Raw genomic sequence first — 15,399 nt, forward strand, 5'->3', positions numbered from 1 at the left:
TCCGCCTTAGCAGGACTGCCAGTTCGCAGGCCAGGCCACATACAGAAACTTCACCGTCGATGGCGTACCAAATTCGATGCTGGAACCTTTCGGGATAAACATGACGTCCCCGGCTTTTGCAATCATGGTTTCGCCTTCGTGGCGAACGTGCAGCTCGCCTTCCAGAATCATGTCGATTTCGTCGTAGTTCAGCGTCCATGGGAAAAAAGCGTTATCCCACTGCATGAACCCGGCGGCCATGCTGCTACCGTCCTGGTCGGTCACCAGATCGGTTAAGCCCACGCAGTGCGGCTGCGCGCCGTCAAAACGACCAAACTTCACGCTGCTGCCGTCGATGACTTTGACGCCGCCTTTGCCGGTTACCGAGCTAAAACTCGGCTGCATTCCGCCCTGCTCCAGCGACTGCTTCTCCTTCATAACTTTGTCCATCAGTTGGGCGACCAGGCTTTCGGTAAACTGCCCTTCCGGTAACTGCGCAATGATGGTTTCGCGAATGCGCTGGCTTTCCGTTTTGCCATCATCAACCGCCGCCGGTACAGCAGCAGTTGGCGCGGATTCATCGCATTCACTGATGGTAACGCCCAGCAGCTCCGCAACTTCGCGCGCCTCCGGGGTGATGATGCTGGCGCGCAGAACAACCGACATTTCCTGTTCGCCGCGTGCGTGGGCCGCACGAATATCGTTAGCTGTGATGAGTTTTTTCACCTGCCCTTTCCTCCTTTTGGCTGAGCTCAGTCAGATAATCCACCAGGTGCTGCACGCTGCGCGGGTCATGGCTATTGAGCTCAAAAATCGGCTCCTGAAACCCCATTCCGCGAAGTAGTTGTTGCGTTGCGGCGACGTCGGCATCCGGCATGTCCGTTTTACTGATAACGGCGATTTGTCGTTTACTGGCGCCGATATCCAACAGCCCGGCAGGTAAGCGACTTTCTTTATCATTTGCCGCGTGTATATAAATCAACGTATCGACATCCTGCAGCGTGGTAATTAAGGCGTGATACCAGCGCGGATGGCTAAAATATTCCCCTGGCGTATCGATATCGCCATTTTCATTAAACTCCACGGCCTGTGTTTTTCTGGCGAGGGAATAATTCCCCTGTAGCGCATTAAAGAGCGTTGTTTTCCCCGCCCCCACCGTACCGACAAATGCAATACGTTTCATCGCCGCCTCTGATTAACTTTTTGTCAGGTTGCACAAAGTGAAATTTAATAATCGACCCAGACCGCTTACCGTCTGTAATAACGCTTCTTCTACTGCGCCTACCGAACCGTAGATCACCAGTGCGCCGCTGAATCTATCGAGAAAACCGATATGTACATCCGCCGCCTTCATGGCTAAGTCACCGGCAATCATCGCGGTTTCGCCTGGTGTCAGCGTCATGATGCCGATAGCGCCCGCTTCGGGTACGCCGATCTTTTTCGCTAATTCCTCGCCGGGGTGCGCAATGAGATGCGCCAGCGTGACCTGTTTCCCCGGCACAAATTCCTGAATAATTCGTTCTTTTTCCATTGCTCACCGCCTCCGCTAAAACTGCCCTCATCGTGGCAATTTTTTGTCAGAGTAAATAACAAAATTCGGCAACCAGGTTTAAAAGGTGAAGTAGATCACTAAGAAAGGGAAAATAAAAAGGCGCGGGAGAAACCCGCGCCGGAAATAAATTAAAGTGAAATTACAGCGGCTGCGTTTGGGCTTCTACAACCGCCAGCGCCACCATATTAACGATACGACGAACAGAGGCGATCGGCGTTAATACGTGAACCGGTTTCGCAACCCCCATCAGCACCGGGCCAACCGTTACGCCTTCAGAACTGGAAACGCGTAGTAAGTTGTAACTAATACGGGCAGCTTCCATATTCGGCATCACCAGAATATTCGCTGAGCCTTTCAACGGACTGTCCGGCATGCGGTCATTACGGATGCTTTCCACCAGCGCGGCGTCGCCGTGCATTTCGCCGTCAATCATCAACTCTGGCGCGCGCGCCTTAATCAGCTCCAGCGCGTCGCGCATTTTGCTGGCCGACGGACAGTTAGAGGAACCAAAGTTGGAGTGCGACAGCAACGCCACCTTCGGTTCGATACCAAAGCGACGCACGGTCTCTGCCGCCATCACGGCGATTTCCGCCAGTTGCTCAGGCGTAGGATCGTCGTTGACGTAGGTATCGGCGATAAAGGTGTTACCGCTTGGCAGCAGCAAGGCGTTCATCGCCCCGGCAGTATGCACGCCGTCGCGATGACCAAATACCTCTTTCACCACGCTGAAGTGCTCATGGTAGTCGCCAATCGTACCGCAGATCATCGCATCCGCTTCGCCGCGCTGTACCATGATTGCGCCGATCACCGTAGTGTTGGCGATCACCGCACGCTGCGCCTGCTCCTGGGTAATCCCACGACGCTTCATAATCTGGTAGTACTCGCTCCAGTACTCTTTAAAGCGCGGATCGGACTCATTGTTGACGATTTCAAAATCGACGCCCGCTTTGATCTGCAGACCCAGTTTCTGGATGCGCATCTCGATCACGCTCGGACGACCGATCAGGATCGGTTTTGCCAACCCTAACGTGATCAGCTCCTGGGTAGCGTGCAGTACGCGCGCTTCTTCCCCTTCGGTCAGCACCACGCGCTTCGGCGCTTTGCGTGCCAGGGAGAAAATCGGCTTCATGAACAGGTTGGTTTTGTAGACGAATTCAGTCAGCTTATCGATGTAAGCGTCAAAGTCGGCAATCGGACGCGTTGCCACGCCGGAGTCCATCGCCGCTTTCGCCACAGCAGGGGCGATTTTGACGATCAGACGCGGGTCGAACGGTTTCGGAATGATGTATTCCGGGCCGAAGCTCAGGTCCTGATCGCCATAAGCAGAGGCCACCACTTCACTCTGCTCAGCATGCGCCAGCTCAGCAATCGCGTGCACCGCCGCCAGTTTCATCTCTTCGTTGATGGCCGTCGCACCAACGTCCAGCGCACCGCGGAAGATGAACGGGAAGCACAGGACGTTGTTAACCTGGTTCGGGTAGTCTGAACGACCGGTACAGATGATGGCGTCGGAACGCACCTCTTTTGCCAGCGGCGGCAGGATTTCCGGCTCCGGGTTGGCGAGTGCCAGAATCATTGGCGCACGCGCCATCTTCTTAACCATTTCCTGCGTCAGCACTTTCGGGCCCGAGCAGCCGAGGAAAATATCTGCGCCGTCAATGACATCATCCAGCGTACGTTTACCATCATCCACTACCGCGTAAGCCGCTTTGGTCTCCGCCATGTTCGGTTCGCGGTCTTTGTAAATCACGCCTTTGGAGTCGCAGACCACAATATTGTGTTTCTGCATCCCCAGCGCCACCAGCAGGTTCATACAGGCAATCGCCGCCGCACCTGCGCCGGACACCACCATGCGTACATCAGAGATGTTCTTCTCCACCACCCGCAGACCGTTCAGAATTGCGGCGGTGCTGATGATCGCCGTGCCGTGCTGATCATCATGGAATACCGGAATATTCATGCGCTCGCGCAGTTTTTGCTCAATGTAGAAGCACTCCGGCGCTTTAATATCTTCGAGGTTGATACCGCCAAACGTGGGCTCCAGGGCCGCAACCACATTGATAAACTTATCCGGATCGAGTTCATCGACTTCAATGTCGAACACGTCGATCCCGGCGAATTTCTTAAACAGAACGCCTTTACCTTCCATCACCGGTTTGCCGGCCAACGCGCCAATGTTGCCGAGACCCAGCACCGCTGTGCCGTTGGAAATAACCGCAACCAGGTTGCCGCGCGCGGTGTATTTGTAGGCTGCCAGCGGATCCTTTTCAATTTCAAGACACGGTGCAGCCACGCCCGGCGAGTAGGCCAGCGCCAGGTCGCGCTGCGTTGCCAGAGGCTTGGTCGGAGAAACCTGGATTTTACCGGGTACCGGAAATTCGTGGAAATCGAGGGCGCTTTGTTTTAACTGGTCATCCATCTTGTTGTTCCTTTCACGTATCTATCAAAAAAGTGGCGCGGGTAACCATTCTACTGAGCCGCACATTATCACCTCAGTCAACGGTACAAACTTTGAAGGTCCCCAAACTCTCACCATTCAAAGAAAGAATTTGTTATCAATTTATAACAACCATGTTACCTGCTTAATCCAGCAATACCATGCCTGTCTGCTATGCTTTTTGCTGACAACGCCCGCAATTTTCCCAAAAGTGTGAATCACAACACGCATCTAACACTTTACTTTTCAAGGAGTATTTCCTATGACCCGTAAAGAGCTTGCCAATGCCATTCGTGCGCTAAGTATGGATGCCGTCCAAAAAGCTAACTCCGGCCACCCTGGAACACCAATGGGGATGGCCGATATCGCCGAAGTTCTGTGGAACGATTTTCTACGCCATAACCCGACCGACCCCACCTGGTACGATCGTGACCGGTTTATTCTGTCCAACGGCCACGCCTCAATGCTGCTTTACAGCCTGTTGCATCTTTCCGGTTACGACCTGCCGATCGAAGAATTAAAGAACTTCCGTCAGCTCCATTCGAAGACGCCAGGGCACCCGGAAATTGGCTACACGCCGGGCGTGGAAACCACGACAGGACCGCTGGGTCAGGGTTTAGCCAACGCCGTCGGCATGGCTATTGCCGAGCGTACGCTGGCAGCGCAGTTTAACCAGCCGGACCATGAGATTGTTAACCACTTTACCTGGGTCTTTATGGGCGACGGCTGTCTGATGGAGGGTATTTCACACGAGGCTTGTTCGCTGGCGGGCACGCTGGGGCTTGGCAAACTCATTGGCTTCTACGATCACAACGGCATCTCGATTGATGGTGAAACCGACGGCTGGTTTACCGACGATACTGCAAAACGCTTTGAGGCTTATCACTGGCATGTGGTACACGACATTGACGGTCATGACCCAGAGGCGGTGAAAAAAGCCATTCAGGAAGCGCAGGCTGTTACCGATAAACCATCGCTGATTATCTGCCGCACGGTGATTGGTTTTGGCTCACCAAATAAAGCAGGGAAAGAGGAAGCGCACGGCGCTGCGCTGGGCGAAGAAGAGGTGGCACTGACCCGGCAGAAGCTGGGGTGGCATCATCCTGCTTTTGAGATCCCCAAAGAGATTTACCGGGCGTGGGACGCACGCGAGAAAGGCGAAAAAGCGCAACAGGGCTGGAAGGAGAAATTCGCAGCTTACCAACAAGCCTACCCGGAACTGGCGGCAGAGTTTTCTCGCCGGATGAGCGGTGGGCTGCCGAAAGAGTGGGAGGCAACAACCCAGAAATATATTACCGAGCTGCAGGCCAATCCGGCCAAAATCGCCACCCGTAAGGCCTCGCAAAATACCCTTAACGCCTACGGGCCTATACTGCCAGAGCTGCTTGGCGGATCGGCGGATTTGGCCCCCAGCAACCTGACCATCTGGAAAGGCTCCTCCTCTCTTAAAGAGGATCATGCAGGAAACTACATCCACTACGGCGTGCGTGAATTTGGTATGACGGCGATTGCCAACGGTATCGCCCATCACGGGGGCTTCGTACCGTACACCGCCACGTTCCTGATGTTTGTCGAATATGCCCGAAATGCCGCGCGTATGGCGGCGCTGATGAAGGCCCGACAAATCATGGTTTATACCCACGACTCAATTGGTCTGGGGGAAGATGGTCCTACGCACCAGGCCGTTGAACAGCTCGCCAGCCTGCGCCTGACGCCTAATTTCAGTACCTGGCGACCGTGCGATCAGGTTGAAGCGGCAGTAGGCTGGAAGCTGGCAGTCGAACGTCATGACGGGCCAACGGCGCTGATCCTCTCGCGGCAGAATCTGGCACAGGTTGAGCGCACGCCAGAGCAGGTGCAGCAAATTGCCCGCGGCGGCTATGTGCTCAAGGATGGCGGCGGTAAGCCGGATGTTATTTTGATTGCTACCGGTTCAGAAATGGAAATCACGCTGCTGGCAGCGGAAAAACTGACCGGCGAAGGTCGTAACGTGCGGGTGGTTTCTCTGCCCTCAACCGATATCTTTGACGCCCAGGATGAGGCGTACCGGGAATCGGTCCTGCCAGCAAACGTCAGCGCTCGCGTGGCGGTAGAAGCAGGAATTGCTGACTACTGGTACAAATATGTCGGGCTGAAAGGGGCAATTGTTGGGATGACGGGTTATGGAGAGTCGGCTCCAGCGGACAAACTGTTCCCGTTCTTCGGCTTTACGGTAGATAACATCGTCGACAAAGCGCACAAGGTGCTTAACGCGTGATCCACAGTGTGGGCCAGGCATCTGGCCCATGCCAGTTATCGCAGCTTGGCTCCTGGGCATAGCGCACCAGGCGAAAACGTTGACCGTCGTAGCGCCAGCGGGTCTGGATACCGCAATCTGCCAACCCTCGTCCTTTAGCGAGGGTGACCAGCTCCCGCGACTTCTCGTCAAACGTAGCGTTGGTCAGCTCCATATCGCGACTTTCTGCATCCGTTTTAAACGGCAGGCTTAACCGTACCGCGCGTGAAGTCAACGGAGTCGTACGTGAAACCACCCACGCCAGATCGATGGTGTTATACGCCCCGGCCTCACAGCCAATCATCAGCAGCGCTTTATCATCTGTTAGGGCCGTGACGCGCATCTCGCGACGCAGCGGATCGATAGAGCAACGAATACCGTTGATCCGCCAGTTACCATAGTCCAGCAGTTCACCGCGCTCCTGCTGTGAGAGAGGCGTTGGCGTTGGATTAATGACCGCTACACCTTTCAGCGCGGGGGCCGGAGGTACGCTGAGCGGAGGCTCGTCACCTTTTTCAATCCATGCGGTTTCGCTCCCCACCCGTTTTTGCTGGGCGTCGATAAACAACAATGCGGCTTTTAGCCCGACCAGCGAAAGGTTTTGCGCACCTTTTTGCAGGGTAATCGCCTTCGCGTCCTGTACGGTTTGTAAAAATGCGCTGATGGTGGCGGGATCATCGGTCGTCAGCTGCCAGGGAGTTATGCGCCAGTGCTCGCCGCTCAGCGAGAGTGGCGCACCATCCAACAGCAGACGCGGCGCAATATCGCTCTCTTTGACGCTGGACGATTCCAGCCCGCCCAGCTCAATACGCAACACGGCGTCGGTATGTGCCCCGGCGCTGCGGCTCAAGGTCATGACCAGGCCGTGGTGCTCTCCGGTATTACGCGCCACGCAAAAATTTTGGTTATTACACGTTACCTGCCAGTCAGAAAATGCCTGTTGCGCGGGCGCAGCCCACAGCAATCGGGCGGGTAGCAACCCGAGCAGGAAAAGGAGAATAACGCGATAGCGCATGGACGGTACAACCCCGAAGTCAAAACACACAGCCTAAGCGGTATCTTCCTTGCGCGACTGATGTGGCTCAATAAGAATCGTCGGATTGGCCGTAAATTTGTAAAGAAATATAAATCCCGCGCATTAGTCCATGAGATGCGATGACTGCAAATAGTTCAGCAATAGCACCGTTTTACCGTCACGGATCTCACCCGTTTTGATCATTTCCAGCGCCTGTGTGAACGGCAGTTCCAGAACTTCAATATCTTCATCTTCCACGCCGCCACCCGCGTTTGTCCGCTGACTGTCACGGTATTGCGCGATGAAGAAGTGGATTATTTCCGTCACACCGCCCGGCGACATGTATAGCTCAAACAGTTTACGTACTTCACCCACTTCAAAGCCGGTCTCTTCAATCGCCTCTTTTCGAATACATGCTTCCGGTTCGTCGTTATCCAGCAGCCCGGCGCAGGTTTCAATCAGTTGACCGTCTTCGTTACCGTTGACCCATGTCGCAACGCGAAACTGGCGGATGAGCACCACCGTTTTCTTCTCCGGGTTATACAGCAGGATTGTGGCGCCGTTGCCACGATCGTAAACCTCACGTTTGTGACGGATCACCTCTCCATTCTTACGGGTCAGGTCATAAGTGATATTGCGCAGGACGAAGTAGTTATCGGAAAGGACTTTATCTTTGATGAGGGTAATTTTTTGCGACATACCGGCTCCACAGCAAGAAGTGAGAAATAATACTACGCCGTGAAACCGGGTTTGTCTTGGAACAATGTAGGCCTGATAAGCAAAGCGCCATCAGGCATTCATGCGGCACATTGCCGGATGGCAACGCTAACGCGTTTTATCCGGCCTACTCGCCGATTAATGAGATTTGACTGATTTTACGCCCAGCCAGTCGACGATCCCCTGGGCGGCGTGCCGCCCTTCCGCCATAGCCGTAACCACCAGGTCTGCACCGCGTACCGCGTCACCACCGGCAAAGATTTTCGGGTTACTGGTTTGATAACGGTATGCACTTTCAACATCGGCGGCAATGCGCCCCCAGTTATCGACCTTAACGCCATGCGACTCCAGCCACGGCATGCCGTGTGGGTGAAAACCAAACGCCATAATCACCGCATCTGCGGGCATCACAAACTCACTCCCGGCAATGGGAACCGGGCGACGACGTCCCTGCGCATCAGGTTCGCCAAGTTGAGTACGTAAGAAACGCACACCGCTGACTCGCCCATCGGCATGCAACACCAGCTCAACCGGCTGAACGTTAAACTCGAAATTTGCCCCCTCTTCCCGGGCGTTCTTCACCTCTTTTTTCGAGCCGGGCATGTTGGCTTCATCACGACGATAGGCGCAGGTCACCTGGCTTGCGCCATGACGCAGGGCGGTTCGCACACAGTCCATTGCCGTATCGCCTCCGCCCAGCACAACCACGTTTAGTCCGGCGGTATCGATAAACGGTTCTTCAGGCAGTTCCTCCAGCCCCATCACCTGCTTGGTGTTGGCAATCAGGAACGGCAGCGCATCATACACGCCTGGCGCGTCTTCATTTGGCAGGTCCGCCTTCATGGAACGATAGGTTCCTACGCCCACGAACACGGCATCGTAATCCTCCAGCAGCTTTTCAAGCGCGACATCCTTACCCACTTCACAGTTAAGTTCAAAATGAATGCCCATGGCGCTGAAGATTTCACGGCGACGCGCCAGCAGCGATTTGTCCAGCTTGAAGGCCGGAATACCGAACGTCAGCAAACCGCCAATTTCAGGATGGCGATCGTAAACGGTGGCGCTGACGCCGCTGCGCGCAAGCACATCCGCACAGGCCAGACCCGCCGGACCCGCACCGATGATGGCAACACGCTTGTCCACTTTCTGCACATGGCTTAAGTCCGGTCGCCATCCTTTACTCAGCGCCCGATCGGAGATGTAACGCTCAATATTACCGATGGTAACTGCGCCATGCTCGCTACGCACCGTACATGCCCCTTCGCAGAGTCGATCCTGCGGGCATACGCGTCCGGTCACCTCCGGCAGGCAGTTGGTCTGGTGAGAAAGCTCAACCGCCGCGTCGATATTCCCGGCTTTGACCAGTTCAATCCACTGCGGAATGTGGTTATGCAGTGGACAGGTCCATTCGCAAATACTGTGGTCGCCGCATTTCAGGCAGCGAGAGGCTTCGCGCTCCGCCTGCGCCGTACGAAACGGCAGATAGATCTCTTCAAAGCTGGTTTTCCGGGCCTCAATCGCCAGTTTATCCGGCTCCCCGCGCGCAGGCGTCGCCTGCAATTGCTCACGTTTAGTGATGACATGTGGAACAAAATCGGTAGTGCTGGCATGCCATGGCTGGCTTTCCATACTTGCGGTACGCAGCCTGCGCGCTTTTGACAGACCGGTAAGCGAATTTTCCGTCACCAGCTGTAACGCCTGCGCCGGACAGTTCTCTACGCAGGCGGGTCCCTGTTCACGCCCCTGGCACAGATCGCATTTGTGCGCGGTAGCTTTCACCTTCCCTTTGGCGACGGGAGTGAGTACGATCTGCATCGTGCCGAAAGGACATGCAACGACGCACGATTTACAGCCAATACACTTTTGCGGGTTCACCTGAACGCTGTCGTTATCATGGCTAATTGCCCCGTTTGGGCAACTTCTGGCGCAGGGTGCATCTTCGCAGTGGTGGCAGGTCACCGCGCTGCGCTGCTGCTGATGCTTAATGACGGTAATTCGGGGCTGAAAATGCCGTTGGCTCAGGACATGCTGTTCGCCATTGTGAGCCATGACGCAGGCGACCTCACAGGCATGGCATCCCAGGCACTGCTGGCTATTGACCATAATAAAACGATTCATGGCTTCCTTCTTTTTTGGTTGCAAAAACCTTATTCTTTATAAGAGTGTTATTAACCGACACGGAAGGAAGCGGCAATGTTCATTTGCCCAGGAAGCACAACTATTTATCCAGAACCTGTGGCAGATCAATTTATTTCATCGCATATGAAATTGTGTTTCAGTTACCATCCAGTTTCATGGCGTTTTATTAACATTTATCAAATACACCGCATCGTTCACGCTGTTTTCAGGCGCGACGTGTATTGTGTGAGGATGCACAAGTGACGGTAAAGCGTCCGGTCTCGGCCAGTCTGGCTAAAGCTTTTTTCTACATAGTGATGCTGTCGATTCTCTCAACGGGTATTGCGCTGCTCACGCTGACCAGCAGCTTGCGAGATGCCGAAGCCATCAACGTTGCTGGCTCATTGCGCATGCAAAGCTACCGTCTGGGTTACGATCTACAAAGCCAGAGCCCGCAGCTTAATGCCCACCGCCAGCTTTTCCAGCAGGCGCTAAACTCGCCAGCATTACAGAATCTGAACGCGTGGTATGTGCCACAAGCGGTAAAAAGCCGCTATGGACGTCTGCATGCTAACTGGCTGGAAATGAACGCCCGCCTGATCGACGGCGATTTAAAATGGTACCAGGCCAACATCAACAACTACGTCGATCAGATCGATCTCTTCGTGCTGGCGTTGCAGCATTATGCCGAGCGTAAAGTAATGCTGGTATTTGGCATCTCGCTGGCGGGCGGGATCGGCATATTCACCCTCGTCTTCTTTACCCTGCGGCGCATTCGCCAGCAGGTGGTGCGTCCGCTGAATAAACTGGTGATGGCCAGTCAGCAAATTGAACACGGTCAATTTGATATCCCACCGCTGGATACCGGTTTGCCTAATGAACTGGGGTTGCTGGGCAAAACGTTTAGCCAGATGTCGAGTGAATTACACAAGCTGTATCGTTCGCTGGAAGCGTCTGTGGCCGAGAAAACTCACGATCTGCACGAAGCCAATCGCCGTCTGGAGGTGTTGTATCAGTGCTCCCAGGCGTTAAATACCAGCCAGATTGACGTGCACTGCTTCCGCCATATTTTACAGATCGTCCGCGAACATGACGCCGCGTATTTCCTTGAACTCACCGTCGGTGATAACTGGCGGATTAGCGAAGGGACTAAAAGCCTCGAGCTACCGATGCAGATCCTGCCTGTCACCATGCAGGAAACCGTCTACGGCGAACTGCACTGGCAAAGTCCAAACGTCAATGCTTCTACTCCGCTGCTCAACAGCGTCTCCTCGATGCTGGGACGCGGGTTGTACTTCAACCAGGCGCAAAAACATTTTCAGCAGCTGTTGTTAATGGAGGAGCGAGCGACGATTGCACGCGAGCTGCACGACTCGCTGGCGCAGGTGCTCTCTTATTTACGCATTCAGCTCACGTTGCTTAAACGTTCAATCCCGGAGGATAACGCCCCGGCGCAAAGCATTATGGCGGATTTCTCCCAGGCGCTGAACGATGCCTACCGTCAGCTACGCGAACTGCTCACCACCTTCCGTCTGACCTTACAGCAGGCAGACTTACCCTCCGCCCTGCATGAAATGCTGGAAACGCTGCAAAATCAAACCTCAGCTAAACTCACACTCGACTGTCGGTTACCCACGCTGGCGCTGGATGCGCAAATGCAGGTGCACCTGTTGCAGATCATCCGCGAAGCGGTGCTGAACGCCATTAAGCATGCCAGTGCGAGCGAAATTGCCGTCAGCTGCGTAACGGCTCCGGACGGCAACCACACGGTTTATATCCGCGATAACGGCATCGGCATTGGCGAGCCGCATGAGCCTGCAGGGCACTATGGACTCAATATTATGCGTGAGCGGGCGGAAAGACTCAGCGGCACGTTGACCTTCTCTCAACCCTCCGGAGGGGGCACGTTGGTGAGCATCAGTTTCCGTTCGGCTGAATCAGACAGTGAGCTAACGTAAAGAACCGCAAAGCGCTGTCGGGTCTGGATCCAGGCCTGACGGCGTTGGCACGAAAGGTATGCTGTAAACGGGCATGATAATTTACATTATCTTCTTTTTTTCTCCACGTTTGACCCGTACCTTGCCGCTAAAGTGAAGCAAGCCATACCCATAACGATACGCAGAAACACGAGGTCCTCTTTTAATGGCGAATTTTTTCATCGATCGCCCCATTTTTGCCTGGGTGTTAGCTATCCTGTTGTGCCTGACAGGAGCCCTGGCTATTTTTTCACTGCCCGTTGAGCAATATCCCGATCTGGCACCGCCAAACGTGCGGGTCACCGCCAACTATCCTGGCGCTTCGGCTCAGACTCTGGAAAACACCGTCACCCAGGTTATCGAGCAGAACATGACCGGTCTCGATAACCTGATGTACATGTCATCGCAGAGCAGCGGGACAGGTCAGGCTACGGTTACGTTGAGCTTCGTTGCCGGAACCGATCCTGACGAGGCCGTCCAGCAGGTGCAAAACCAGCTGCAATCGGCAATGCGTAAACTGCCGCAGGCGGTACAGGATCAGGGGGTCACGGTGCGTAAGACCGGGGACACCAATATTCTGACTATCGCCTTTGTCTCCACCGATGGCTCAATGGATAAGCAGGACATCGCCGACTACGTCGCCAGTAACATTCAGGATCCACTCAGCCGTATTAACGGCGTGGGAGATATTGACGCTTACGGCTCACAGTACTCCATGCGTATCTGGCTTGACCCGGCCAAACTGAACAGTTTCCAGATGACCGCTAAAGATGTGACCGACGCTATCGAGTCACAGAATGCGCAGATTGCCGTCGGACAACTTGGCGGTACGCCTTCGGTGGACAAGCAGGCGCTGAACGCGACGATCAACGCCCAGTCGCTACTGCAGACTCCGGATGAATTCCGCGCCATTACGCTACGCGTCAACCAGGATGGTTCAGAAGTTAAACTGGGCGATGTGGCGACGGTCGAAATGGGTGCTGAAAAGTATGATTACCTCAGCCGCTTTAATGGAAATCCTGCCTCCGGCCTGGGCGTGAAGCTGGCTTCAGGCGCCAATGAAATGGCGACAGCAACACTGGTCATTAACCGTCTGAACGAGCTGTCACAATATTTTCCGCACGGACTGGAATATAAGGTGGCTTATGAAACCACCTCCTTTGTCAAAGCCTCAATCATCGACGTGGTAAAAACTCTGCTGGAAGCTATTGCACTGGTATTCCTCGTGATGTACCTGTTCCTGCAAAACTTCCGCGCCACGCTGATTCCCACCATCGCCGTTCCCGTCGTCCTGATGGGTACCTTCTCCGTGCTTTACGCCTTTGGCTATAGCGTTAATACCTTGACGATGTTTGCGATGGTGCTGGCGATCGGCCTGCTGGTCGATGACGCCATTGTGGTGGTGGAAAACGTCGAGCGTATTATGAGTGAGGAAGGACTCTCACCTCGGGAAGCGACACGGAAATCGATGGGGCAAATCCAGGGTGCGCTGGTCGGTATCGCCATGGTGCTGTCAGCGGTGTTTATCCCGATGGCCTTCTTCGGCGGCACTACCGGGGCTATTTACCGCCAGTTCTCGATTACTATCGTCTCCGCCATGGTGCTGTCTGTTCTGGTGGCGATGATCCTGACCCCCGCTCTGTGCGCCACCCTGCTCAAACCGCTGCATAAGGGCGAGCATCACGGACAAACCGGTTTCTTCGGCTGGTTTAACCGGATGTTTAATCGCAACGCTGAGCGCTACGAAAAAGGCGTTGCCAGGATCCTGCACCGCAGTCTGCGCTGGATACTGATCTACGTCCTGCTGCTCGGTGGAATGGTTTTCCTGTTCCTGCGCCTGCCAACCTCCTTCCTACCGCTGGAAGACCGCGGCATGTTTACCACCTCGGTACAGCTGCCCAGCGGCTCCACACAGCAGCAAACATTGAAAGTGGTTGAGGAAGTGGAGAAGTATTACTTCACCCATGAGAAAGACAACATTATGTCAGTCTTTTCCACGGTCGGTTCTGGCCCTGGCGGGAACGGTCAAAACGTGGCACGTATGTTTGTCCGCTTAAAAGACTGGGATGAGCGCGACACCACTACCGGAACCTCTTTCGCCATCATCGAACGTGCGACCAAAGCCTTTAATAAGATTAAAGAAGCCCGCGTCTTCGCCAGCAGCCCTCCGGCTATCAGCGGCCTCGGAAGCTCTGCCGGTTTCGATATGGAGCTGCAGGATCACGCCGGTGCGGGCCATGATGCGTTAATGGCCGCGCGCGACAAACTCATTGAGCTGGCCGGGAAAGACACATCCCTGACCCGCGTTCGTCATAACGGTCTGGACGACAGCCCACAGTTGCAAATTGATATCGATCAGCGCAAAGCCCAGGCTCTGGGCGTTTCCATCGACGACATCAACGACACATTGCAAACGGCCTGGGGTTCCAGCTACGTCAATGACTTTATGGACCGGGGCCGCGTGAAGAAGGTTTACGTGCAGGCGGCAGCAAAATATCGCATGCTCCCGGACGACATTAACTTGTGGTACGTCCGCAATAACAACGGTGGCATGGTGCCTTTCTCGGCCTTTGCGACTTCACGCTGGGAAACGGGTTCTCCACGTCTGGAACGCTATAACGGCTACTCCGCAGTCGAGATTGTCGGCGAAGCTGCGCCCGGCGTCAGTACCGGTACGGCAATGGACGTGATGGAATCGCTGGTGCGCCAGTTGCCGACAGGGTTTGGCCTCGAATGGACTGCGATGTCTTATCAGGAACGGCTGTCGGGCTCTCAGGCCCCTGCCCTGTACGCCATTTCTTTGCTGGTCGTGTTCCTGTGTCTGGCGGCACTGTACGAAAGCTGGTCGGTACCCTTCTCCGTCATGCTGGTCGTGCCATTGGGGGTTATTGGCGCGCTACTGGCGACCTGGATGCGCGGCCTGGAAAACGATGTTTATTTCCAGGTCGGGTTACTTACCGTGATCGGGCTATCGGCGAAGAACGCAATATTGATTGTTGAATTCGCCAATGAGATGAACGAGAAAGGACACGATCTGCTCGACGCCACGCTCCATGCTTGTCGCCAACGTTTACGCCCAATTCTGATGACGTCACTGGCGTTTATCTTCGGGGTGCTGCCGATGACCATCAGCAGTGGCGCTGGTTCTGGCGGTCAACATGCGGTGGGGACAGGCGTAATGGGCGGAATGATTTCAGCCACTATCCTGGCAATTTACTTCGTTCCCCTGTTCTTTGTGCTGGTGCGCAGACGCTTCCCATTGAAGCCACGCCCAGAATAATCGGACACAAAAAAGGCGACTTACGTTGAGTCGCCTTTTTTTATCCTTTA

The 15,399-nt window shown here is 54.7% G+C and carries 10 protein-coding genes; 3 read left to right on the forward strand and 7 right to left on the reverse strand.

Annotated features, from left to right (window positions below; translation table 11 throughout):
• Positions 1 to 6: 6 nt before the first annotated feature.
• The 4 genes from eutQ to maeB all read right to left on the reverse strand — a co-directional run bounded on the left by eutQ (position 7) and on the right by maeB (position 3,950).
• The gene (eutQ, locus tag C2U43_RS18590; RefSeq protein WP_103285614.1) at positions 7 to 705 is read right to left on the reverse strand and encodes an ethanolamine utilization acetate kinase EutQ; all 699 of its coding nucleotides are present in this window, start codon (positions 703 to 705) and stop codon (positions 7 to 9) included.
• The gene (gene eutP / locus C2U43_RS18595) at positions 683 to 1,162 is read right to left on the reverse strand and encodes an ethanolamine utilization acetate kinase EutP (protein ID WP_103285615.1); all 480 of its coding nucleotides are present in this window, start codon (positions 1,160 to 1,162) and stop codon (positions 683 to 685) included. Before eutP ends, eutQ begins: the two co-directional genes overlap by 23 nt.
• A gap of 12 nt (positions 1,163 to 1,174) precedes the next feature.
• The gene (gene eutS, locus C2U43_RS18600; protein ID WP_003037995.1) at positions 1,175 to 1,510 is read right to left on the reverse strand and encodes an ethanolamine utilization microcompartment protein EutS; all 336 of its coding nucleotides are present in this window, start codon (positions 1,508 to 1,510) and stop codon (positions 1,175 to 1,177) included.
• A gap of 160 nt (positions 1,511 to 1,670) precedes the next feature.
• Positions 1,671 to 3,950, reverse strand: a complete 2,280-nt coding sequence (maeB, locus tag C2U43_RS18605; RefSeq protein WP_003835063.1) for an NADP-dependent oxaloacetate-decarboxylating malate dehydrogenase — start codon at positions 3,948 to 3,950, stop codon at positions 1,671 to 1,673.
• A 280-nt stretch (positions 3,951 to 4,230) separates the two neighbouring features.
• Between maeB and tkt the strand changes: the two genes are divergently transcribed.
• Complete coding sequence (gene tkt, locus C2U43_RS18615) at positions 4,231 to 6,225, forward strand: transketolase (protein ID WP_103285616.1); 1,995 nt, start codon at positions 4,231 to 4,233, stop codon at positions 6,223 to 6,225.
• Here tkt and C2U43_RS18620 read toward each other — a convergent pair.
• The 3 genes from C2U43_RS18620 to aegA all read right to left on the reverse strand — a co-directional run bounded on the left by C2U43_RS18620 (position 6,215) and on the right by aegA (position 10,093).
• On the reverse strand, positions 6,215 to 7,258 hold the full coding sequence (locus tag C2U43_RS18620) for a DUF1176 domain-containing protein (RefSeq protein ID WP_079935173.1): 1,044 nt from the start codon (positions 7,256 to 7,258) through the stop codon (positions 6,215 to 6,217). The genes tkt and C2U43_RS18620 overlap by 11 nt on opposite strands.
• A 123-nt stretch (positions 7,259 to 7,381) precedes the next feature.
• Entirely contained in the window at positions 7,382 to 7,957 is a 576-nt protein-coding gene (nudK, locus tag C2U43_RS18625; RefSeq protein ID WP_008785426.1) for a GDP-mannose pyrophosphatase NudK, read from the reverse strand.
• Between the two features lie 156 nt (positions 7,958 to 8,113).
• Positions 8,114 to 10,093, reverse strand: coding sequence for a formate-dependent uric acid utilization protein AegA (gene aegA / locus C2U43_RS18630; RefSeq protein WP_103285617.1), 1,980 nt, complete (start codon positions 10,091 to 10,093; stop codon positions 8,114 to 8,116).
• A 260-nt stretch (positions 10,094 to 10,353) separates the two neighbouring features.
• Between aegA and narQ the strand changes: the two genes are divergently transcribed.
• Together narQ and acrD are read left to right on the forward strand one after the other, a co-directional pair.
• Entirely contained in the window at positions 10,354 to 12,051 is a 1,698-nt protein-coding gene (gene narQ, locus C2U43_RS18635) for a nitrate/nitrite two-component system sensor histidine kinase NarQ (RefSeq protein ID WP_032944178.1), read from the forward strand.
• Between the two features lie 184 nt (positions 12,052 to 12,235).
• On the forward strand, positions 12,236 to 15,349 hold the full coding sequence (gene acrD, locus C2U43_RS18640) for a multidrug efflux RND transporter permease AcrD (RefSeq protein ID WP_103285618.1): 3,114 nt from the start codon (positions 12,236 to 12,238) through the stop codon (positions 15,347 to 15,349).
• Positions 15,350 to 15,399: the final 50 nt, after the last annotated feature.

It is taken from the genome of Citrobacter freundii complex sp. CFNIH9, from assembly GCF_002903305.1.
Taxonomy (GTDB): domain Bacteria; phylum Pseudomonadota; class Gammaproteobacteria; order Enterobacterales; family Enterobacteriaceae; genus Citrobacter; species Citrobacter portucalensis.